This window comes from Cupriavidus sp. SZY C1 (genome assembly GCF_032190535.1).
Classification (GTDB): domain Bacteria; phylum Pseudomonadota; class Gammaproteobacteria; order Burkholderiales; family Burkholderiaceae; genus Cupriavidus; species Cupriavidus pauculus_C.
Map to the genome: position 1 here is coordinate 69003 of NZ_JAUANU010000008.1, position 21390 is coordinate 90392.

Below are 21390 nucleotides of genomic sequence, written 5' to 3' on the forward strand. Positions count from 1 at the left end.
CATGAAAGACGATCGCGGCGAGCCGACCACTGCCTCGGACCCCGGCCGGGCGCTAGGGTTGCACACACTGTCTCTGGCCAGACACCGATCGCTCGATCGCCTGACGCTGTCTCCGTCGACAATGGTCGGCATCGTGCTGGTGCCCGCCCTGTTCAACGCGATCGAATGGTGTCTCAGGGGACAGTTGAGCGCCAACTGGGCCGGCGTGCTCGCTTTCTGGCTCGACAAGCTCGGCATCGACGGCACCACCGGCGAGCACAGCGTGTCGTTCATCTGGTTCAACCTGCCCCTGCCCTACCTGGAAGTCGCGGCCGGGCCGCCCGATGCGCGGACGTGGTGGACAACGCTCGTCGTCACGCTGCTGGCGTGCATACTCGCGCGGTATATCCGCGGCCGCTTTCTGCCGCTTCGTTACCTGCTGCTGTTCGCCATCTGCATCGAAGCCACGGCGCTGATGTACTTTGCCGTCGGCGGAAAGAACTTTCCGTACACGGTGAGCGGCTACGTCGACAACGGCGTCAAGACGTCCGCCGTCCTGCTGTTCGTGCTGCCCTGGGGGCACGCGCTCGTGTACTACATCTTCGATTTCTCGTGGTCGAGGAAGGTTTTGCTGACCGTCCTGAGCATTGCGTTCGTCGTGGTGGCGGTCCCTCTTCAGATGGCGCTGCACGTCTATCTGCTGTCGCGCGGCTCGCTGATGATGATGCCGCTGTTGTCGTTTGTATTCGGCCCGACGCTGATCATACTGGGCTGCATTGCCTTGTATGGCTGGGCGATGAGCTGGGAGCGGAACGTGCCGTGAACCCGGACGCTGCGTCCATGGAACCGCCGAAGGTCCCCGCCGCCAGGGATCTATTCCCCGGCAGGACGCTCTTTGCGCTGCTGGAGTCGATACGCTTCGGCGAGTACGAAGCCGAAGGAAGATGGGCGCCGACCATGGCCGCCGCCAAGGCCCTGACGCAGGACATCACGTCGGTGGATTCGCGCGAGTACCGGTTCTTTTGCGTCGCGCCGGAGCATTCCGGGGGCTATCGGATCGTGCGCGTCGTACCGTGCTCAAACGCTGTGGGGCGCAACCATACGGTCAATGGCGTACACGTCCGCAGCGATGGCTGACAAGAGCGGCAAGCATCCCCCCAAGGTCGCACGGCCTCTCGACAAAACACTTGCGCACCACACGCGCCGGGCTGAACAATAGCGGGAACATTCATGAGATGCGTTCATGGCGTCCTTCGCGGCGCCTGGACCGGATTCCCCGCAGAGAGCTGCCATGCCCCGTCACAACCTTAACGATCTGCTCGCATTGGTCACTGTCGCGCGCGAGCGGAGCTTCACGCGCGCGGCGGCTCGCCTGGACGTCACGCAATCCGCGTTGAGTCACACCATCCGCAATCTGGAGGCAAGGCTGGGCGTGCGGCTGCTGACGCGCACCACGCGCAGTGTGTCGACGACCGATGCCGGCGAACGGCTGATCCGGTCCATCGGGCCCAAGTTCGATGAAATCGAAGCCGACCTCTCCGCTGTGGCAGAGCTTGGGGAGCGCCCGGCAGGCACCATTCGCATCACGTCCGTGGACCATCCGATCGATGCCATCATCTGGCCTCGCCTGGCCAAGGTCTTGCCGCAGTATCCTGACCTCAACGTCGAGCTGACGGTGGACTATGGACTGACCAACATCGTCGGCGAGCGCTACGACATTGGCGTGCGGTTTGGGGACCAGATCGAGAAGGACATGATCGCCGTGCGCATCAGTCCCGACGTGAAGATGGCCATCGCGGCGTCTCCCGCCTATTTCAAGGGCCGCGACAAACCGATGGCACCGCGCGACCTGCTATCGCACCGCTGCATCAACCTGCGGCTCTCCACCAGCGGCGGACTCTACGCATGGGAACTGGCCAAGGGGTCCAAGAAGATTCAGGCGCGCGTGGAAGGCCAGGTGGTCTGCAATAGCGTCAACCAGATGCTCAATGCCGCCCTCGACGGCTTCGGGCTGGTGTTCCTGCCGTTGCCGGTCATCCAGCCTTATGCGGACAAGGGAAAGCTGGTCAAGGTCATGGAGGACTGGTGCCCCACGTTCCCTGGTTATCACGCGTTCTATCCCAGCCGCAGACAGTCGTCGCGGGCGCTCAAGATTGTGATAGACGCCATCCGGCACAAGCCGGACGGCGTTGCCGCGACTAAGCCTGCGAAAGCTGGTCACGGATAGGCAGCGACCGGATCCGTGTTCCCGTCGCCGCGAAGATTGCATTGCAGAGTGCCGGCGCGATGGGCGGCACGGGCGGCTCGCCCACCCCGCCGGGTGGCACCGCAAAATCGCCGCCCACCATCCACGTATGGATGGCCCGTGGCGCCATATGCGACCGCAGGATCTCGAAGTCGTGGAAGTTGCTCTGCTGCACGCGGCCGTCCTTGAACGAGATCTCTCCCAGCATCGCCAGGCTGATGCCCATCACGCAGCCACCTTCCACCTGTGAACGGATGCGCTCCGGGTTGACCTGTGGCCCGCAATCGATCGCCATGTCCACGCGCGGAATGGTGATCTGGCCCTTGGCATCCACCGCCACTTCCACGACGGTCGCCACATACGTCACAAAGCTGTAGGCCATGGCAATGCCAAGACCATGCCCCTTGGGCAGCTTGCGGCCCCAGTTCGCCCGGCGCGCGGCTTCCTCGATGACGCGGCGCATGCGGCCGGTATCGAGCGGATACACGTCCGGCGATTCGTTGTAGTTCCAGCTATCCGACAGCGTCGCGGGATCGATCCTGCGCGGCGGGCCGATCAGCTCCAGCAGGTAGTCCTTCGGGTCGCGACGGGCCTGATGCGCCAGTTCGGCAACAAAGCTCTGTACCGCAAAGGCATGCGGGATGTTGGACACCGAGCGGAACCAGCCGATGCGCGTGTGCGCCGGCACATCGGCCGACTCCAGGCGGATCGACGGAATCTGGAACGGGATGTTGATGGCCGACATCCCCGCTTCAAATGGGGCCTTGCCCTCCGCGCCGACCTTGAACGTCGAGGTGATGGTGGGCGCCGCGGACCTGTGCAGCCACGCCGTGGGCTTGCCATTGGCATCCAGCACCGATTCCATGCGCTCGACCGAGACAGTGTGGAAATAGTCGTGGTGAATGTCGTCGTCGCGCGTCCATTGCAGCTTGACCGGCGTGCCGCCCATCGCCTTGGACACCAGCGCTGCCTCGGAAATGAAGTCGGCCATCGACTTGCGGCCGAAGCCGCCGCCCAGCAGTGTCAGATGCAGCGTCACGTCCCTGGCGTCGAGCCCGACGTGCTTCGCCACGCTTTCCAGTGCACCCTGAGGCGCCTGCGACGGCGCCCAGATCTCGCACTTTCCATCGACGAAGCGCGCCGTGGCCACGGGCGTTTCCATCGACGCATGCGCAAGGTGGGGAATGTAGTACTGGGCTGCTACCTTGCGCTGGCCAGCGGCTGCCGACAGGGCGGCCACGGCATCGCCATCGTTACGCAGCGGCTTGCCAGGCTGCTGCACGGCCGCTTCCAGGGTGCGGCGGAACACGGCGGAATCGTAGCTGGCATTGGCGCCATGGTCCCATTCGAGCTTCAGCGCCGCCCTGCCCTGCATCGCCGCCCACGTGTTGGTCGCCACCACGGCAACCCCGCCCACCGGATTGAACAACGGCGGACCGTCATAGCCCTTCAGCTCGACGATGCGCAGGACGCCCGGTACCTTCAGCGCGTCGGTGCCATCGACCTTGCGCAGCTTGCCGCCATACACGGGCGGGCGCGCGATGACGGCGTAGACCATGCCCGGCAGCCGCACGTCGATACCGTAGGTGGCCTTGCCGCGCGCGATATCGCGGCTGTCGGCGGGCATGATCTTGCCCTTGCCGATATAGCGGAACGCATCCGGCTGCTTGAGGCGCAACTGGTCTTGCTTTGGCACCGGCTGGCGCATCGCGGCTTCGGCCAGTTCGCCATAGCCGATCCGCCGGCCGCTTGCCGCGTGAATGACTTCGTGGTTGCGCGCCTGCACTTCGGTGGCCGGCACTTTCCACTGCGCAGCGGCGGCGGCTTCGAGCATGTGCCGTGCCGATGCCCCCACACGACGCATCGGCGCCAGAAAATGCCGCATGCTGCGCGATCCGTCGACGTTCTGGCTGCCATAGCGGGCCTCGTTGGCGTCGGCCTGAACGATCCTGACGCGGCTCCAGTCGGCTTCCATTTCGTCGGCAACCACCATCGGCAGGCTGGTTCGCACGCCCGTGCCCATCTCCGCACGATGCGCCACGATGGTCACGGTGCCATCCCGCGCAATCGAGACGAATACCAGCGGGTTGTCCACGATGCCGCCTGGCATCGCTGCGCCGCCGTACTTCTTGTCAGCCTCCGCTGCGGCTGCCTTGGTAACCAGGCCGCCGAACTGGAGCGACAACGCGAACACCGCGCCCGCCTGCAGCAGACGGCGGCGCGCCGGTTGTTCGAGGGTGTCGAGGTCGGTGCGCGTCATGCCTTGGCTCCCGTCTTGTTGGCCGCAAGGCGTGTCGACGCCAGCTTCACCGCCGCATTGATGCGGTTGTAAGTGCCGCAGCGGCAGAGGTTGCCGCTCATTCCGGCGACGATCTGCTCGTCCGTGGGCTTGGGATTCGCTTTCAGCAGCGCAGTGGCGGTCATGATCTGCCCCGCCTGACAGTAGCCGCACTGGGCGACGCCCAGTTCGACCCATGCATCCTGGACGGCCCGGCCTACGCGATCCGATTCCATCGATTCGATCGTGCGCACCTGCTTGGTGCCCACGGCGGAGATGGGCGTGACGCAGGAGCGGACCGGCTGGCCATCGACATGGACGGTGCAGGCGCCGCAAAGCGCCATGCCACAGCCAAACTTGGTGCCCGTGAAGCCCAGCGCATCGCGGAGCGTCCACAGGAGCGGGGTGTCGGACGACAGGTCGACCTCATGAGCCTGGCCGTTGATGTTTATCTTTGTCATGGACGGATGGGAGGCGGGGGACCGGGGAATGGTATCGGATACGCGCCGATTTCATTACGCACCCTGGCTCATTACCGTCATGAACACAGATCATCAATCTGTTTCATGAGATTGGCTCATCAAGGCGCGCATTGATCGGCGTCGTCGTCGGCGGCTTCTGGTCGATGTCGGCGGCCACGGCCATCCGCCTGGTCCCGGCGCACCAGGTGCCGCGCGCGCTGGCGATCTTCAATAGCGGCAACGCACTGGCGACCGTCGTCGCGGCCCCGGTCGGTAGCTACCTCGGCGCACTCATCGGCTGGCGCGGGGCGTTCTATTGCCTGGTCCCGATTGCGCTGGTCGCGCTTGCCTGGCAATGGTTCAGCCTTCCCTCGATGCCGGTGCCGACGCCGCCCCACGGCAACGTAAACGTGTTCGCGCACCTGAAGCGCCCGGTCGTCGCGCTGGGCATGCTGGCGGCCGGCGTGTTCTTCTCCGGGCAATTCACGCTGTTCACCTACGTCCGGCCGTTCCTCGAAACGGTCACGCGGGTCGATGCTTCCAGCCTGTCGCTGATCCTGCTGGCGATCGGCGTGGCCGGATGCATCGGGACCATGCTGATCGGCGCGGTACTGACGCGGGCGTTCTACGCCACGCTTGTCATCATCCCGACGCTCATGGCTTGCATCGCGCTCGCACTGATCGGCCTGGGCCATCACACGGCCGCTGTCGTCATGCTGCTAGCGCTGTGGGGACTGGTGGCAACGGCGGCGCCGGTCGGATGGTGGAGCTGGATCACCCGCACGTTCCCGCACCATGCCGAGGCAGGCGGCGGCCTGATGGTCGCCGTGGTCCAGTTGTCGATCGCACTGGGCTCCACCGTGGGCGGCATCCTGTTCGATCGATACGGCTATCGCAGCACACTCGAAGCGAGCGCATCGCTACTGATTATCGGCGCCATCCTGGCATGGATGACCGCCCGCGCCGCGAAGACGGAGGGGGTCTGGGCTTTCGATGAGCGATCCGCTCACGTGCAAGCCGGGGAGGCACGGTGAAGGTTTCCGCTGGCGCCGGGCCCGAACCTGGATAAAGGAAAAGAGGCATTCCGGGAATTTCTGAGCAGATTTAAGAATGTGCCTAAAGGATACGTGGCGCGAAGAAAGGGAAACCAGCTCTTCCCCAGAATTTGTTCAGGGGCTTTTTGGAGGGATTCTGGGTAATCCCTCCGGGGGGACTGCCAGGCCCTCGCAAGCGCAGGCGGCCGCGCCCCCCACACATCCTGCCGCCGGCTGGAAACTGCCATCGGCATGAGCGACCTGGACGACCTCACCGCCTGGGCCGGCGCCCTCCTGCACAACCTGGCGCCCAGCCAACGCCGCACCCTCATGCGCGCTATCGCAGCCGAGCTGCGCCGGCGCCAGACCCTGCGCATCGCCGCCCAGCGCAACCCCGACGGCACCCCCTACCAGCCACGCAAGCCGCGCCTGCGCGCGAAGGCAGGCAGCGTCCGCCGCAAGATGTTCGGAAAGCTGCGGACAGCGCGGTTCATGAAGACGCAGGCGGACGCCAACAGCGCAGCCGTGGAATTCGCCGCCAGCGTCAGACGAATCGCCGCGGTCCACCAATTCGGCCTACGGGACCGGGTGAACCGCGGCGGCCTGGTGGTGGAGTATGCGCAGCGGGAGCTGCTGGGACTGGCTGACGGGGATGTGGAGCGGCTGGGGGATTTGGTGGTGGGGGTGGTGGGGGGATAGGGCGGAGGGCCGTTTTCGACCCTTAGCGGTCCTTCACGTGCGGGCAATTTTGGGTACAGGCTCGCAGAGAATCGTGATGCAAAAGTGCAGACGATCCGTCGAATCTGGATGATCCCTCGACCATTCGCGCGCCGCAATCGGGATGGTTTGGCGGCAGAGTTCCGCAGCGTCCAGTGGCGAAAGGTCTTCGAGATTCGTCGTGCCTTGCGGTGCGCTGCCATGACCGACCCGTCCATCCTCCGCCAGAATCCACCCTTCCCACCCCAGAATGTGAATCTGTTTGCTGGCGAAATAGTCAACCGCTTCAATGGCTGCATTGAGAGGTAAGACAATTTCGCGATGGGAGATTGATTGCAGCGCGAGTTCAGGGGGTAGAAATGTCAACGACCTCATTGCGAGCGTTTTCGCTATTCAAGCTAGCAGATTAGCCTGATCTCGTCCTGGCCGTCGAGTGTCTGCTCATGGCCGAATGCAGCCCCCTCTCGTTGTCCCCCCACCCCCCACAACACCCACCTCACCACCCTCCCGCGCGCCTGAGGCACGCTGGAGGGTATGCATTCCGCTGAGCTTTCCCGCCTTCTCGCCAACCTCATTCGCCTCGGCTCTGTCGTCGAGGTACGCCACGCACGGCCTCCGCGCGTGCGCGTCCGGTCTGGCGGCAATACCACCGACTGGCTGCCCTGGATTGAGTGTCGCGCCGGCGCAACGCGGACGTGGTCGCCGCCGACCGTCGGGGAGCAGGTCGTGCTGCTCTGCCCCAGCGGCGAGCTGCGCAACGGGGTGGTGCTGTGCGGCATCCCGTCCGATCACGTTGACACGCCGAGCCATAGCGCCACCGAGACCGTCACGGTCTACCCGGACGGCGCCACGACTTTCTACGACCACGCCAGCAGCACGCTGACGGTCGCCGGCGTGCACCGGGTCATCCTGGAGGCCGCCGCCAGCGTGCTGGTGTCCTGCCCGGACACGACGTTCACCGGCGATGTGACCGTAAGGGGCCTGCTGTCCTACCAGAACGGCATCGCCGGGCATGGCGGCGAGCACGGCAACGTGATCAGCGGCGCCCTGACGCACCAGGGCGGCGCGCTGTCGTCCAATGGCGTCGTCCTACATGAACACGACCACGGCGGCATCCGCCGTGGCGGCGACCGGACGGACGGCCCGCGATGAGCTACGTCGGCCTGAACCGCGCCACCGGCGGCGCCATCGCAGATCTGCCTGCACCGCAGGGACGCCCTCGACGTCCTGCGGGAGATTCCTGACGCGTTCGTCGACCTGTTCTTCACCGACCCGCCCTGGCAGCTACCGAGCCTGACCGACGCGTCCAGGCCGCCGGCTTCATCTGGCGCGGCGTCGCCGTTTGGGACAAGACGCCCGGCGGCGCCAGGCCCCGCACGGGGGGCTTTGTCATGTCGCCGCCGTTTCTGCTAGGCGCCAAAAACGCGCCCGCTCTGGCACGCCAGCCAGCATCGCTAACTCTCTCCGTACGCCCGCGGCTGCAGTTACTACTACAACGCCCCCACCGGCTCGACCGTCACAAAAAACAACTTCATGACCGGCACCGCTGAGTAGCGGATCCGCAGTCCGTCTCGATCCATTATCACCGGCTCGGGGTCGTCCTTGTTGCGCTTGATGTTTGAGCCAAGCTGTTTGGTCGCTCTGTTAAACCAATCTGCGCTCCCTCCTTGTCTACCTTTTTCCATCCAGTCGGGGAAAGTGTTGGCAAGGACGGACGCAACCAGAACGGCCGTCTCTATTGCGCCCGCTTTGTCATCACTGGCGATCCCGAACATCATCGTGTAACTGCGGAGATCGGCTTTCTCTCCGATCGTTTCGAGATGCAGGTGGGAGTTCAGGCGGATGGACTCACGTGGGCTTCCGTCGCGCAGCGGAAAACTCGCAGAGCGCTCCAGGACAGGAAGATCCCCCAGGATCTGACGGGTACTGCGTCCGATGGTCGCCGTGCCGGTGGAGGCCGACGGCGCTTTGTCGGGGCCTGTCGCCTTTTCCGTCGATTGGGTGGTCTCTTGCGCCTCAGGTTTTGAACTCCCCTCGTCCGCGCATTGGGCCAGTATGCCGATGACGATGACCGCCACCACGACGCCTTTGAGCACGGCCGTGCGGTTCGACTTCCTTCTGACGCCACAGTGCGGGCATGCCCGTGCCTTGTCAGAGATCTCTCTGTTGCATTCGCCGCAGTTAACCAAAGCCATTTCGATACGTCCTCCTATGTCCAACGTGCCTGCACAGTGCTGAGCGTGCAGCGTGAGTTGGGTTGTTGACCGTGGGGAACCAATGAGGCCACGGCCTGCTAGGGGGCGCTTGAAACTGGTTTACAGCTGGATCGAGCGAAGCATGAGCTTCGCCAATGTCATGGGGCTTCTTTGGGGGAACTTTGGGGGCGAGGCGAAAATTATATGTGTTTCTTGAAGGGAAATCCGGGGGGTGCTGTGAACGCATAACACCCGCTAATCCTTCTGGAACAGGGCATTCCGGGAATTTCAGAGCAGATGCACGAATGTGCTCTAAAGGATACTTGGTGCGAGGGAGGGGACTCGAACCCCTACACCATTGCTGGCGTCAGGACCTAAACCTGGTGCGTCTACCAATTTCGCCACCCTCGCAGTCCTGGGACCGGATCGCAAAGCAGGTTCGCAAAGCAAAAAAGGCGGCTTGAGCTGCCCGCCTTTCTTGATCTGGCTTGCTTTTGGCGCCTGGCGCGCCGGGATCCGGTTCGTGCCGCTGGCTTGACTTCTGGCCGCGGCGCGATAAGGAAGCGGATTGTAGCGCAAGGCGGACAGGGAATCCAGCCCCCTGCCCCGCCCTGGCGGCCACCTCCGCCGGGTTACTGGCGGGCGCGGATGAAGGCGATCACCAGCACGGTGGCGCAGGCCTCCAGCGCGGCCACGAAGTACAGGCCGGACGAGAGCTGGCCGGTGGTGGTCTTGAACCAGCCGATCATGTACGGCGCCACGAACCCGGCCAGGTTGCCGATGGAGTTGATCAGCGCGATGCCGCCGGCGGCGGCGGTGCCGGCCAGGAAGGCGGACGGCAGCGACCAGAACACCGGGAAGGCGGCCAGGATGCCGATCGACGCGACGGTCAGGGCGATCAGGGCCAGCACGGCGCTATGGAGCCAGAAACCGGTCAGCGTCAGGCCCACGGCGGCCAGCAGCGTGGCCAGCGCGCAGTGCATGCGCCGCTCGCCGGTGCGGTCCGAGTGGATGCCGTTGAGCACCATGGCGATCGTCCCCGCCACGAACGGGATGGCCGACACCAGCCCGATCTGCAGGTTGCCGTGGACGCCCAGTTCCTTGATGATCGACGGCGACCAGAACGCGATGGTCGCGTTGCCGCTCACCACGCAGAAGTAGATCGCGGCGCAGATCCAGACCCGGGCGTTGGCAAACGCGTCCTTCAGGTGCGAATGCTTGGCCGGGTCGCGCGCCTCGGCCTCCACGTCGCTCGTGACGATGGCCTGCTCCCGGGCGTTGAGCCAGCCCGCGTTGGCCGGCTTCTCGGGCAGCCACGCCAGCACGGCAAAGCCTGCCAGCACCGACGGAATGCCTTCGATCACGAACAGCCACTGCCAGTTGGCCAGGCCGTCCACGCCATCCATCGCGCTCATGATGAAGCCCGCCAGCGGCCCGCCAATCACGCCCGCGATGGCGAACGACGTCATGAACAGCCCGTTGATGCGCGCCCGCCGCGCGGCCGGGAACCAGTACGTCAGGTACAGCACCACGCCCGGAAAGAAGCCGGCCTCGAAAATGCCGAGCAGGAAGCGCAGCGCGTAGAACTGGCCGGGCGTCTTGACGAAGATCATCGCCATCGACGCCAGCCCCCAGAGGATGGTGATCCGCGCCAGCGTCTTGCGGGCGCCGATCTTCTCCAGCAGCAGGTTGCTCGGCACCTCGAACAGGAAGTAGCCGATGAAGAAAATGCCCGCGCCCAGGCCGTAGACGGCCTCGCTGAACTGCAGGTCCTGCAGCATCTGGAGCTTGGCAAAGCCCACGTTGACGCGGTCGATCCACGCCAGGATGAACAGGAAGACGAGGAACGGGATCAGGCGCACGGTGATCTTGCGGTACGCCTCGTTGCGTTGCTGCGCCAGTTCCGCTGGCGGCAGGTTCTCCAGGGCGCCCGGGGCGCCGGTCATCACGGAAGACATCGGTGACTACTCCTTGGGTGTGGTGGGTGGGACACCGCTACATTGGCGGCGTCCTCGCGCAGTGCGCTGTGCTGGCGCGTGCGTGCCGGGCAGGTGGGAAGCTGCCCGTCGGTGCGGGAATCGGGGACCGCGCGGCCGGGCGGGGCCGGCCGCGTGGCGCCTCAGCCCAGCGCCTGTTCGATGGCGGCCGATACCTGCAGCACGCGGGCATCGCTGCCCGTCACGCCGCAGACGCTGAGCCCCATGCCCTCGCCCATCGGCAGTGACGTGGCGCAGCCGTCCAGGAAGTTGATGACGCTCGGGTTGCGCAGCACCAGGCCGTTGATCGCGAAGAAATCCTCGTCGCGCGTCAGCGCGTCCAGCCGCGGCGGGCGCACCGCCACGCTCGGCATCAGCCAGGCGTCGGCATCGCGCAGCAGCCAGGCCGCGCGCTGCTGCATCGCGCGGCGCTCTTCCAGCAGCACGATGTAGTCCGCGGCGCTCAGCTTCTCGCCACGGCGGATGCGCTGCGCCACGCGCGGGTCGTACTGATCGCCACGCTCGGCCAGCAGCGTCCGGTGCCACGTCCACGCTTCGGCGGCGGTCAGGCCCCCGGCGGCGTTGATCTCGGGCAGGCGCCGCAGCTCGGGGAAATCGAATGGCACGATCTGGGCGCCCTGGGCCGACAACCGCTGCACGGCCGCCTCGAACGCCTGGCCGACCTCGGCGTCGATGCCGTCGAACACGAAGTCGCGCGTCACGTACAGGCGCAGGCCGCGCAGCGGCGCCGGCCGGGTGTCCAGCGTCTCGCCGCTCAGCACCGCGTCCATCGTCGCGCAGCACGCCACCGAGCGGGCCAGCGGGCCGGCCGAATCGAGCGAGGTCGAGAGCGGCACGCCGCCGTCCAGCGGCACGCGCCGCGCGGTGGGCTTGAAGCCGGTCAGGCCGCAGAACGCCGACGGAATGCGGATCGACCCGCCCGTATCGGTACCCAGCGCCGCCACGGCCATCTGCCCGGCCACGCTGACCGCGCCGCCCGACGTCGAGCCGCCGCTGATCCGCTCCGGATCGAACGGCGTGCGCGGCGTGCCGTAGTGCGGGTTCAGGCCCAGCCCGGAGAACGCAAACTCGCTCATGTTCGTCCGGCCGATCAGCACCGCGCCGGCCGCCCGCAGGCGCGCCACGGCCACCGCGTCGGCCTGCGCCGGGGCATTGCCGTCCAGCGCCTTGGCGCCCGCCCGCGTCACCTGGCCGCGTACGTCGAACAGGTCCTTGATCGACACCGGCAGGCCGGCCAGCGGCGACGCCACCGTGCCGGCCGCGCGGGCCTGGTCGGCGGCGCGGGCCTGCGCCAGCGCGCCGTCGGCATCCACGCTCAGGAAGGCGGTGCCGCCGGCCTGGCGGTGGCTGTCGATCCGGGCCAGCGCCTGCTCGGTCAGCGCGACGCTCGTGGTGCGGCCGGTCGCCAGCGCGGCGGCAAGGTCGGCAATGGTCGGGGCGGTCATCGTCATCGTGGTTCGCTCTCTCGGTTACGGAAATGGCAGGAAGTTGGGCAGGAAGGCGGGCAGGAAACGGGCTGGCTTACTCGGCCACGGCCAGCGTTTCCACGCGGTAGGCGTGGCGCAGGCTGCGGTTGCGCACGGGGTCATGCAGTTCGACTTCGAACGATTCGCCATGGCCCATCTCGCCGATCACGGCCTGCGTGCCGCAGAACATCGCCGTGCCCGGCGGCAGCTGGTCCTCGCCGGTCAGGCGGCCGATCAGGTCGCGCGGGTCCAGCAGGCGCGTGACCTTGCCCTCCTGGTACAGCGCGCGCTGGCCGTCGCGCACGCGCCAGCAGCGCATTTCCAGCGCGTCCCAATGGTCGGCCACCTCGTCGAACCGCCACACTTCGCGGCCCATCGGCTTGGCGCACATCTGCTTGGACACGGTCACGTCGTACGCCTCGACCTTGCGGTCGGTGTGGTCCGAGCCGATGCCGATGTACAGCGCGTCCGGGCCCTGCAGCAGCACGAACTCGGTTTCGCCCGACGAATCGTCGCGCGGCACTTCCAGCACGTCGGCGGTGGTCAGCAGTTGCGCGGCCAGCGGGTAGAACGTGGGCACCGTGGCGGGCGGCTTCACGCCGATGGCCTTCAGCTCGTCGATATGGTGCTGCACGGCGTCGCGGTCGCGGCCGGTCCAGCCGGCGATGATCAGTCGTTCGATGTCGAGGGCGAGTGCGCCCCCGCCGGCTACCTGGAGTTGCAGAGTCGGCATGGCTTGCTACCTTGTTGCGAGGAAAAGAAGTCGGTCAGAGGGTCCGGATGATGTTCTTCCGGAATTCGTCGATATGCGCGCGGATCGCGTCCCGCACGGCCGGCACGTCGCGCCGCTCCAGCGCATCCACGATCTCCAGGTGCTCCTGGTAGACGTTCTCAAGATGCTGCGGGTCGGAAAGCGACAGGAACCAGAAACGGGCCTGCTTCTCGTGCAGGCCACGTAGCAGTTCGGCCAGAACGCGGTTGCGCGACGCGGCGGACATCGCGGTATGGAATTTCAGGTCCAGCGACGCCAGCGCGGGGATGTCGCGGCGGGCGATCAGGTCGGGCGAACGGTCGACGATGTCGCGCATCGCCTTGAAATCGCTGTCGTGGCCGCGCTCGCAGGCCAGCGTGGCGCACAGCACCTCGTTGGTGGCGCGGACCTCGATCATGTCCAGCACCTCGTTCAGCGACAGCGGCGTCACCAGCACGCCCTTGCGCGGCAGGATCGACACCAGCCCTTCCACTTCCAGCCGATGCAGCGCCTGGTGAACCGGCGTGCGGCCCAGGCCCAGCAGCGCGGCCACCTGCGCCTCATTCAGCGGCTCGCCGGGCCGGAACTCGCACGCGATGATGCGGCGCTTGATCTCGGTGTACGCCTGCTCGCGCAGCGCGGCGCCGCTCTGGGCGGCCGTCGGCGGCGCGGACGTTGCCGCTTCGGCGCTGGGGTCGGCGTTGCCGACGAGTCGGATGGGATTGGCCACGGGCACTGCCTGGGTCGTTTGAAGTTGTTGTGATACTAGTGTGATATTTCACTGACGACAAGGCGTGGCGACGTAGGGGTAAACGCTCAGGACCTTGTCAGCACTAGGCGCGCGGGGTGGCGCCGCGTATCATGGGCCACCCCGCACGAATCGATAATCGATTCATCCATATCTTGGTGCAATATGCTGCCATCGTGGTGCAGCGGGTCACGACGATGGTGCCCGCCGCCGACATGCAAGCCACTGAAGACCGTCCCGATCCCCTGTTCAACCAGTCGCTGGAAAAAGGCCTGGAGGCGCTGCGGGCGTTCAGCGCCGTCCACCGCACGCTGACCCTGGCCGAACTGGCCGCGCTGACCGGCATGAGCAAGAGTTCGGCACAGCGCACGGTCCATACGCTGGAGCGCCTTGGCTACGTCGACAAGCACCCGCAGACGCGCCGCTTCCGGCTGACGCCGAAGGTCATGGAGATCGGCTACAACTACCTGGCCGCCGACGCGCTGATTCCCATCGCCAGCCCGTACCTTTCGCAGTTGGCCAATGCCAGCGGCGAGACGGCCAACCTGACCGAGCCGGTGGGACTGGACATGGTCTACGTGGCGCAATTGATGACCGCCAAGCACATGCCCGTGCTGACGCCTGTGGGCATGCGGATTCCGATGTACTGCACGAGTTCGGGCCGCGCCTATCTCAGCAAGCTGCCCGACGCCCAGGTGCGCGCCATGCTGGAAGCATCCACGCGGGCGCCACGCACGCCGGCAACGCTGACCGACGTCGACGCGATCTTCGAGGCGGTAGTGGCCTGCCGGACGGTTGGCTACGCGTGCAACGAGGAAGAACTGTTCCTGGGCGACATGGGCATCGGCGCGCCGATTGTGAACAGCCGCGGCGAGGCTGTCGGCGCGGTCCACGTCTCCCCGCCCGCCAGCCGCTGGACAATGGCCGACGCCCAACGCCGCCTAGGCCCGCTGGTGATCGAGTGCGCGTGGGCAATTTCAAGGTCGATCGGGCATTAGGCGGGGCGCGTCATTCGGCATGAGGTTTTACTCCCCTCTCCCGCCTGCGGGAGAGGGGTTGGGGGAGAGGGCCAGCGCATCAAACTGAGACAGGTCGGCAAGCAGAGCCTCAACGCCCTCACCCCCGGCCCCTCTCCCGCACGGCGGGAGAGGGGAGCAAAAAAATCACAGCGGGAGGGGGCAAAAAAACTACTCGATAGCCTGGACTTGTGCCTCCTGTTTTCTCCCCTCTCCCGCCTGCGGGAGAGGGGTTGGGGGTGAGGGCCAGCGCATCGAACTGCGACAGGTCGGCAAGCAGAGCCTCAACGCCCTCTCCCCCGGCCCCTCTCCCGCACGGCGGGAGAGGGGAGCAAAACTACGCGATAGCCCTGCCTTGCGCTTCTTGTTTTGCGCCCTACCCCGCATGCTCCAGCATCGCCTGCAGCAGCACGTTGGCGCCGGCCTCGATGTGTTCGGGTAGTGCGTCTTCCAGTTCGTTGTGGCTGATGCCGTCCTTGCACGGCACGAAGATCATGCCGGTGGGGGCGCGGCGGGCCACGTAGACGGCGTCGTGGCCGGCGCCGCTGACCACGTCCATGTGTGGCAGGCCCAGCCGGGCGGCGGCGCGGCGTACGCTGTCCACGCAGGCGGGCGCGAACAGGCACGGCTCGAACTTGACCACCTGGCGGATCTCCACGGCCACGCGCGCCGCGTCGGCGATGCCGGCAAACGCCGCGCGCATGGCCGCGTCCATCCGGTCCAGGCCGTCCTGGCCCAGGTTGCGGAAGTCCACCGAAAAATCCACCCGCCCCGGAATCACGTTGCGCGAATTTGGCGTGACCTCGACAAAGCCCACCGTGCCGCGCCCGTGCGGCGCCTCGTCGCGCGCGATGCGGTTCACGGCCTCGATCATCCGCGCCGACGCCAGCAGTGCATCGTGGCGCAGCGCCAGCGGCGTGGGCCCGGCGTGGGCGTCCTGGCCGGTCACGGTCACGTCGTACCACTGCTGGCCCAGCGCGCCCGATACCACGCCGATCGGCAGCCCGGCCGCCTCCAGCACCGGCCCCTGCTCGATATGCGCCTCGAAATAGGCCGCGTACATGCCGCCGGGCACCTCGCCGGCCGGCTGGGGGCCGTGGTAGCCGATGGCGGCCAGCGCGTCGCCCACGCTCACGCCGTCGCGGTCCCGCTGCGCGCGGGCGTGGGCCGCGTCGAACACGCCCGCGAAGACGCCCGAGCCCATCATCACCGGCGTGAAGCGCGTGCCTTCCTCGTTGGTCCAGAACGCCACCTCCAGCGGCGCGCGCGTGCGGATGCCCAGGTCGTCGAGCGTGCGCATGACCTCCAGCCCGGCCAGCACGCCAAAGTTGCCGTCGAACTTGCCACCCGACGGCTGCGTGTCGATGTGGCTGCCCGTGGCCACGGCCGGCGCGTGCGGGTCCGTGCCGGCGCGCCGCGCGAAGACGTTGCCGATCTCGTCCACGCGCACGTCCAGCCCCGCCTCGCGGCACCACTGCACGACCAGGTCGCGCCCGCGCCGGTCCTCGTCGGTCAGCGCGATGCGGCACACGCCGCCCCTGGGCGTGGCGCCGATCTCGCCAAGCGCCATCAGCGATTGCCACAGGCGGGCGCCATTGATGCGGGGAGTGAATTGCGAATCCATGTCTCGGTGGTCTGGGGTGAGTGAAGATGGATTGCCCCTGTGCAAGAAGCAGACCACGCGCGGCGGACGTCGCGATGGTGCATGGCCACTGGCACATCACTTGCTTGACCGGAGGCAGTCCCATCCCGCACCATCACCCATCACCCAGGAGCCCTGCCTGTGACCCAGAACACGTCTTCCCCAGCGACCGGCCTTGCCGCCGCGCTCCGTTGCGTCTCCGCCGCCGTCGCGCTCTCGCTGCTCGCCCTGCCCGGCGCGGCCATGGCGCAGAAGGTGCTGCGCATCGGCATGACCGCCGCCGACATCCCGCGCACGCTCGGCCAGCCCGACCAGGGCTTCGAGGGCAACCGCTTCACCGGCATCCCGATGTACGACGCGCTGACGCAGTGGGACCTGTCCAAGTCCAACGGCCCGAGCCTGCTGATCCCGGACCTGGCCACCGAGTGGAAGGTCGACGACAAGGACAAGACCAAATGGACCTTCAAGCTGCGCCCCGGCGTGAAGTTCCATGACGGCTCGGCCTTCAACGCCGACGCCGTGGTCTGGAACGTCAACAAGGTGCTCGACAAGACCGCCAGGCAGTTCGATCCGAGCCAGGTGGGCGTGACGGCGTCGCGCATGCCCACGCTGCGCGGCGCGCGCAAGATCGACGACCTGACCGTGGAGCTGGTGACGTCCGAGCCGGATTCGTTCCTGCCGTACAACGTCTCGAACCTGTTCATGGCGTCGCCCACGCACTGGGAGAAGAAGCTCGCGGCCGTGCCGGCGTCGGTGACCGACCCGGCCGAACGCAGCAAGCAGGCGTGGGTGGCCTTTGCCGCCGATGCCTCGGGCACCGGCCCGTTCAAGATGACGCGCTTCGTGCCGCGCGAGCGGCTGGAGCTGGCAAGGAACCCGGCGTACTGGGACAGCAAGCGCGTGCCGAAGATCGACAAGGTCGTGATGCTGCCGATGCCCGAGGCCAACGCGCGCACGGCGGCGCTGCTGTCGGGCCAGGTCGACTGGATCGAGGCGCCCGCGCCCGACGCCGTCGCGCAGATCAAGAGCCGCGGCTTCGAGGTCTACGCCAACGCCCAGCCGCACATGTGGCCGTGGCAGCTCTCGTTCGCGCCGAACTCGCCGTGGCTGGACAAGCGCGTGCGCCAGGCCGCCAACCTCTGCGTGAACCGCTCTGGCCTGAAGACGCTGCTGGGCGGCTACATGGCCGAGGCCAAGGGCATCGTCGAGGCCGGCAACCCGTGGTGGGGCAATCCCGCCTTCGACATCAAGTACGACCCCGAGGCGGCGCGCAAGCTGATGGCCGAGGCCGGCTACTCGGCCGCCAAGCCGGTCAAGGTCAAGGTGCAGGTGTCGGCGTCCGGATCGGGCCAGATGCAGCCGCTGCCGATGAACGAATACGTGCAGCAGAACCTCAAGGCGTGCTACTTCGACGTGGACTTCGACGTCGTGGAATGGAACACGCTGTTCACGAACTGGCGCATCGGCGCCAAGGACCCAAGCGCCCACGGCGCCAACGCCATCAACGTCAGCTTTGCCGCGATGGACCCGTTCTTTGCGATGGTCCGCTTCGTCAGCACCAAGACGCAGCCGCCGGTATCGAACAACTGGGGCTTCTTCGGCAACGCCGAGTTCGACAAGCTGATCGAGACGGCCCGCACGTCGTTCGGCGAGAAGGACCGCGACGCCGCGCTGGCCCGGCTGCACGCCCGCATCGTCGAGGAATCGCCGTTCGTGCTGATCGCCCACGACGTGGGCCCGCGCGCGATCTCGAAGAAGGTCAAGGGCGTGGTCCAGCCGCAAAGCTGGTTCATCGACATCGCGACGATGTCGATGGATTGAGGCTGGCGGCGGTGTCGGCGCCCCTCTCCCGCCAGGCGAGAGAGGGGCGCCATCTTGAAACGGTTTCGCTCCCCCCACAGCCGGCCACAGACCATGACTTACCTGCTTCGCCGCATCCTGTATGCGCTGCCGATCCTGCTCGGGGTCGCCCTGCTCTGCTTCTCGCTGGTCCATATCGCGCCCGGTGACCCGCTCGTGTCGGTGCTGCCGCCGGACGCGTCCGAGGAACTGCGGCTGCAGCTGACCGCGCTGTACGGCTTCGACAAGCCGTTCCTGGAGCAATTTCTCCACTGGCTGGTCCGCGCGCTGCACGGCGACCTGGGCACGTCCATCGCCACCAACCGGCCGGTGATGGCCGAGGTGTCCAACGCCGTGGTCAATTCGATCCGGCTCGCCACCGTGGCCACGCTGATCGGCTTCACGGCCGGCTGCCTGTTCGGCTTCGTGGCCGGCTACCTGCGCGATTCGGTGTGGGACCGGCTCGCCTCAGTCGTCTCGGTGCTCGGCGTCAGCATCCCGCACTACTGGCTGGGGATGGTGCTGGTCATCGCGTTCTCGGTGCTGCTGGGCTGGCTGCCGGCCACCGGCGCCGGGCCGGGCGGCTCGGGCGACTGGGCGTGGGACTGGGAGCACGTGCAGTACCTGCTGTTGCCGGCCGTGACGATGTCGGTCATCCCGATGGGCATCGTCGCGCGCACGATCCGGGCGCTAGTGGCCGAGATCCTGTCCAACGAGTTCATCGTCGGGCTGCGCGCCCGGGGCCTGTCGGACGTTGCCGTGTTCCGCCACGTGGTCAAGAACGTGGCGCCCACGGCGCTGTCGGTGATGGGCCTGCAGCTTGGCTACCTGCTGGGCGGGTCGATCCTGATCGAGACCGTGTTCTCGTGGCCGGGCACCGGCTTCCTGCTGAACGCGGCAATCTTCCAGCGCGATTTTCCGCTGCTGCAGGGCACGATCCTGGTGCTGGCCGTGTTCTTCGTGCTGCTCAACCTGGTTGTCGACGCGCTGCAGACGCTGTTCGACCCCCGCATCCAACGCCACTAGGAGCCGCCATGGAACTGACGCTGAACAAGGGCGCCGCGCCGCTGCCGGTGGAGCGCTCGCCGGGCTACTGGCGCACCGTGGGACGCCGCCTGCTGCGCAACCGGCTGGCCATGGCCGCCGCGCTGGTGCTGCTGGCGCTGATCGCCACGGCCGTGTTCGCGCCGGCGCTGATGCCGGCCGACCCCTATGCCTCGTCGATCCTCAAGCGGCTCAAGCCCATCGGCTTCGAGGGCTACCCGCTGGGCACCGACGAACTGGGCCGCGACATGCTGTCGCGGCTGATGCTGGGCGCGCGGCTGTCGCTGTTCATGGGCATCACGCCGGTGCTGCTGGCGTTCGTGATCGGCAGCGCCATCGGCATCGTGGCCGGCTACGCGGGCGGCTGGACCAACACGGCCATCATGCGCGTGACCGACATCCTCTACGCGTTCCCGTCGGTGCTGCTGGCCATCGCGCTGTCCGGCACGCTGGGCGCCGGCGTGGGCAACGCGCTGCTGTCGCTGACCATCGTGTTCGTGCCGCAGATCGTGCGCGTGGCCGAGAGCGTGACCACGCAGGTGCGCAACCGCGAGTTCGTCGATGCCGCGCGGGCCTCGGGCGCCTCGTCGCTGACCATCGTGCGCGCCCACGTGCTCAACAACGTGCTCGGGCCGATCTTCGTCTACGCCACCAGCCTGATCTCGGTGTCGATGATCCTGGCCTCGGGGCTGTCGTTCCTGGGGCTGGGCGTCAAGCCGCCCGAGCCCGAGTGGGGCCTGATGCTGAACACGCTGCGCACGGCCATCTACACGCAGCCGTGGGTGGCGGCCCTGCCCGGCGCGATGATCTTCCTCACGTCGATCTCGTTCAACCTGCTGGCCGACGGCATCCGCTCGGCCATGGAAATCAAGGAGTGACCATGGCCGAAGCGTACGTTGCCCCCGCCGCCCAACCGCTCCGCGACGTCGGCGGGCCGGCCCAGCCGCTGGTCATCGCCCGCGACCTCGTCAAGCACTTTCCGCTCAAGTCGGCCGTGCCGCTGCGCAGCGGTGGTGTGGTGCGCGCCGTCGACGGCGTCAGCTTCGACGTGCTCAAGGGCGAGACGCTGGGCGTGGTGGGCGAATCGGGCTGCGGCAAGTCCACCACGGCGCGGCTGCTGATGCAGCTGACGCCGCACGACCGCGGCGAGCTGATCTTCGACGCCCAGGGCGTGGGCTCGGCCCAGTTGCCCATGAAGGCGTTCCGCAGCCAGGTGCAGATGGTGTTCCAGGACAGCTACGCGTCGCTGAACCCGCGCCTGACAATCGAGGAATCGGTTGCGTTCACGCCGCGCGTGCATGGCGTGCCGGCCCGCGAAGCCACCGAACGGGCGCGCTACCTGCTGGAACGCGTGGGGCTGAACCCCCGGCGCTTTGCCGGCCGCTATCCGCACGAGCTGTCGGGCGGGCAGCGCCAGCGCGTGAACATCGCGCGGGCGCTGGCGCTGCGGCCCCGGCTGGTGATCCTGGACGAGGCGGTCTCGGCGCTGGACAAGTCGGTCGAGGCCCAGGTGCTGAACCTGCTACTCGACCTCAAGGCCGAGTTCGACCTGACCTACGTGTTCATCAGCCACGACCTCAACGTGATCCGCTACCTATGCGACCGCGTGATGGTGATGTACCTGGGCAAGGTGGTCGAGATCGGCGACACCGAGGCGGTCTACGCCAACCCCGCGCACCCGTACACGCGGGCGCTGCTGGCGTCGATGCCGTCGATGGATCCCGACCACCGCACGCTGGCCGCCCCGCTGGCCGGCGACCCGCCGAACCCGATCGACCCGCCGCCCGGCTGCAGCTTCCACCCGCGCTGCGCCCGCGCCGAGCCGGTCTGCGAACGCCGCGCGCCGGTGCTGTCCGACGCGCTGGCCGGCCATCCGGTCTCGTGCCTGATGGCGATGCCCGACGGCGGCCACTCGCTGCCGCTGCGCCGGCTGTCGCCGGGCCTGCACGCGGCCACGCCCTGATTCCACCGGAGGATT

The 21390-nt window shown here is 67.1% G+C and carries 19 protein-coding genes, 1 tRNA gene and 2 pseudogenes; 12 read left to right on the top strand and 10 right to left on the bottom strand.

The genetic code is table 11. From position 1 onward, the window contains the following. Position 1: 1 nt before the first annotated feature. From QTN24_RS14350 to QTN24_RS14360, 3 genes are all read left to right on the top strand, one after another. On the top strand, positions 2–802 hold the full coding sequence (locus tag QTN24_RS14350) for a hypothetical protein (protein ID WP_313837798.1): 801 nt from the start codon (positions 2–4) through the stop codon (positions 800–802). Positions 803–819: 17 nt separating this feature from the next. Beyond that, positions 820–1116 carry a hypothetical protein gene (locus QTN24_RS14355; RefSeq protein ID WP_313837799.1) on the top strand — a complete coding sequence of 99 codons (297 nt, stop codon included), beginning with the start codon at positions 820–822 and terminating at the stop codon, positions 1114–1116. Between the two features lie 154 nt (positions 1117–1270). Next, positions 1271–2206 (top strand): LysR family transcriptional regulator, encoded by a 936-nt coding sequence (locus QTN24_RS14360; RefSeq protein ID WP_313837800.1) that lies wholly within the window; start codon positions 1271–1273, stop codon positions 2204–2206. On the opposite strand, the gene QTN24_RS14365 is transcribed toward QTN24_RS14360, so the two are convergent. Continuing rightward, positions 2178–4484, bottom strand: a complete 2307-nt coding sequence (locus QTN24_RS14365; RefSeq protein WP_313837801.1) for a xanthine dehydrogenase family protein molybdopterin-binding subunit — start codon at positions 4482–4484, stop codon at positions 2178–2180. The genes QTN24_RS14360 and QTN24_RS14365 overlap by 29 nt on opposite strands. Then, positions 4481–4963: a (2Fe-2S)-binding protein gene (locus QTN24_RS14370; RefSeq protein ID WP_124684400.1), complete on the bottom strand. Its 483-nt coding sequence runs from the start codon at positions 4961–4963 to the stop codon at positions 4481–4483. The genes QTN24_RS14365 and QTN24_RS14370 overlap by 4 nt, the downstream gene beginning before the upstream one ends. A gap of 125 nt (positions 4964–5088) precedes the next feature. Here QTN24_RS14370 and QTN24_RS14375 point away from each other — a divergent pair. Beyond that, positions 5089–5997 (top strand): annotated as a pseudogene (locus QTN24_RS14375) (MFS transporter); the annotation flags it as partial. Between the two features lie 252 nt (positions 5998–6249). Further along, positions 6250–6696 carry a phage virion morphogenesis protein gene (locus QTN24_RS14380; RefSeq protein WP_313837802.1) on the top strand — a complete coding sequence of 149 codons (447 nt, stop codon included), beginning with the start codon at positions 6250–6252 and terminating at the stop codon, positions 6694–6696. 33 nt (positions 6697–6729) lie between these two features. Here the strand turns inward: QTN24_RS14380 and QTN24_RS14385 are convergent, their stop codons facing one another. Next, positions 6730–7089, bottom strand: coding sequence for a hypothetical protein (locus QTN24_RS14385; protein ID WP_313837803.1), 360 nt, complete (start codon positions 7087–7089; stop codon positions 6730–6732). Positions 7090–7248: 159 nt separating this feature from the next. On the opposite strand from QTN24_RS14385, the gene QTN24_RS14390 reads away from it, so the two are divergent. Together QTN24_RS14390 and QTN24_RS14395 are read left to right on the top strand one after the other, a co-directional pair. Beyond that, positions 7249–7866 carry a phage baseplate assembly protein V gene (locus QTN24_RS14390; RefSeq protein WP_313837804.1) on the top strand — a complete coding sequence of 206 codons (618 nt, stop codon included), beginning with the start codon at positions 7249–7251 and terminating at the stop codon, positions 7864–7866. A gap of 42 nt (positions 7867–7908) precedes the next feature. Beyond that, positions 7909–8132, top strand: a pseudogene (locus tag QTN24_RS14395) (hypothetical protein); the annotation flags it as partial. Positions 8133–8204: 72 nt separating this feature from the next. Here QTN24_RS14395 and QTN24_RS14400 read toward each other — a convergent pair. The 6 genes from QTN24_RS14400 to QTN24_RS14425 all read right to left on the bottom strand — a co-directional run bounded on the left by QTN24_RS14400 (position 8205) and on the right by QTN24_RS14425 (position 13853). After that, complete coding sequence (locus QTN24_RS14400) at positions 8205–8909, bottom strand: hypothetical protein (protein WP_313837805.1); 705 nt, start codon at positions 8907–8909, stop codon at positions 8205–8207. Positions 8910–9233: 324 nt separating this feature from the next. After that, a tRNA-Leu gene (locus tag QTN24_RS14405) sits at positions 9234–9320 on the bottom strand. A gap of 221 nt (positions 9321–9541) precedes the next feature. Beyond that, positions 9542–10867 (bottom strand): MFS transporter, encoded by a 1326-nt coding sequence (locus QTN24_RS14410; RefSeq protein WP_313837806.1) that lies wholly within the window; start codon positions 10865–10867, stop codon positions 9542–9544. 161 nt (positions 10868–11028) lie between these two features. Continuing rightward, the gene (locus QTN24_RS14415) at positions 11029–12351 is read right to left on the bottom strand and encodes an amidase (protein ID WP_313837880.1); all 1323 of its coding nucleotides are present in this window, start codon (positions 12349–12351) and stop codon (positions 11029–11031) included. 76 nt (positions 12352–12427) lie between these two features. Beyond that, the gene (locus tag QTN24_RS14420) at positions 12428–13105 is read right to left on the bottom strand and encodes a DUF2848 domain-containing protein (RefSeq protein ID WP_313837807.1); all 678 of its coding nucleotides are present in this window, start codon (positions 13103–13105) and stop codon (positions 12428–12430) included. Between the two features lie 34 nt (positions 13106–13139). Beyond that, positions 13140–13853 (bottom strand): GntR family transcriptional regulator, encoded by a 714-nt coding sequence (locus QTN24_RS14425; protein ID WP_124684405.1) that lies wholly within the window; start codon positions 13851–13853, stop codon positions 13140–13142. Between the two features lie 233 nt (positions 13854–14086). Between QTN24_RS14425 and QTN24_RS14430 the strand changes: the two genes are divergently transcribed. After that, positions 14087–14869 carry an IclR family transcriptional regulator gene (locus tag QTN24_RS14430; protein WP_313837881.1) on the top strand — a complete coding sequence of 261 codons (783 nt, stop codon included), beginning with the start codon at positions 14087–14089 and terminating at the stop codon, positions 14867–14869. A 394-nt stretch (positions 14870–15263) separates the two neighbouring features. Here QTN24_RS14430 and QTN24_RS14435 read toward each other — a convergent pair whose 3' ends face one another. Beyond that, positions 15264–16511, bottom strand: coding sequence for a Zn-dependent hydrolase (locus tag QTN24_RS14435; protein WP_313837808.1), 1248 nt, complete (start codon positions 16509–16511; stop codon positions 15264–15266). Positions 16512–16772: 261 nt separating this feature from the next. Between QTN24_RS14435 and QTN24_RS14440 the strand changes: the two genes are divergently transcribed. From QTN24_RS14440 to QTN24_RS14455, 4 genes are all read left to right on the top strand, one after another. Further along, positions 16773–18350, top strand: a complete 1578-nt coding sequence (locus QTN24_RS14440; RefSeq protein WP_313837882.1) for an ABC transporter substrate-binding protein — start codon at positions 16773–16775, stop codon at positions 18348–18350. A gap of 93 nt (positions 18351–18443) precedes the next feature. Then, positions 18444–19394, top strand: a complete 951-nt coding sequence (locus tag QTN24_RS14445; protein WP_313837809.1) for an ABC transporter permease — start codon at positions 18444–18446, stop codon at positions 19392–19394. An 8-nt stretch (positions 19395–19402) separates the two neighbouring features. Next, positions 19403–20290 carry an ABC transporter permease gene (locus QTN24_RS14450; protein WP_313837810.1) on the top strand — a complete coding sequence of 296 codons (888 nt, stop codon included), beginning with the start codon at positions 19403–19405 and terminating at the stop codon, positions 20288–20290. A 2-nt stretch (positions 20291–20292) separates the two neighbouring features. Beyond that, the gene (locus tag QTN24_RS14455) at positions 20293–21375 is read left to right on the top strand and encodes an oligopeptide/dipeptide ABC transporter ATP-binding protein (protein WP_313837811.1); all 1083 of its coding nucleotides are present in this window, start codon (positions 20293–20295) and stop codon (positions 21373–21375) included. Positions 21376–21390 lie beyond the last annotated feature (15 nt).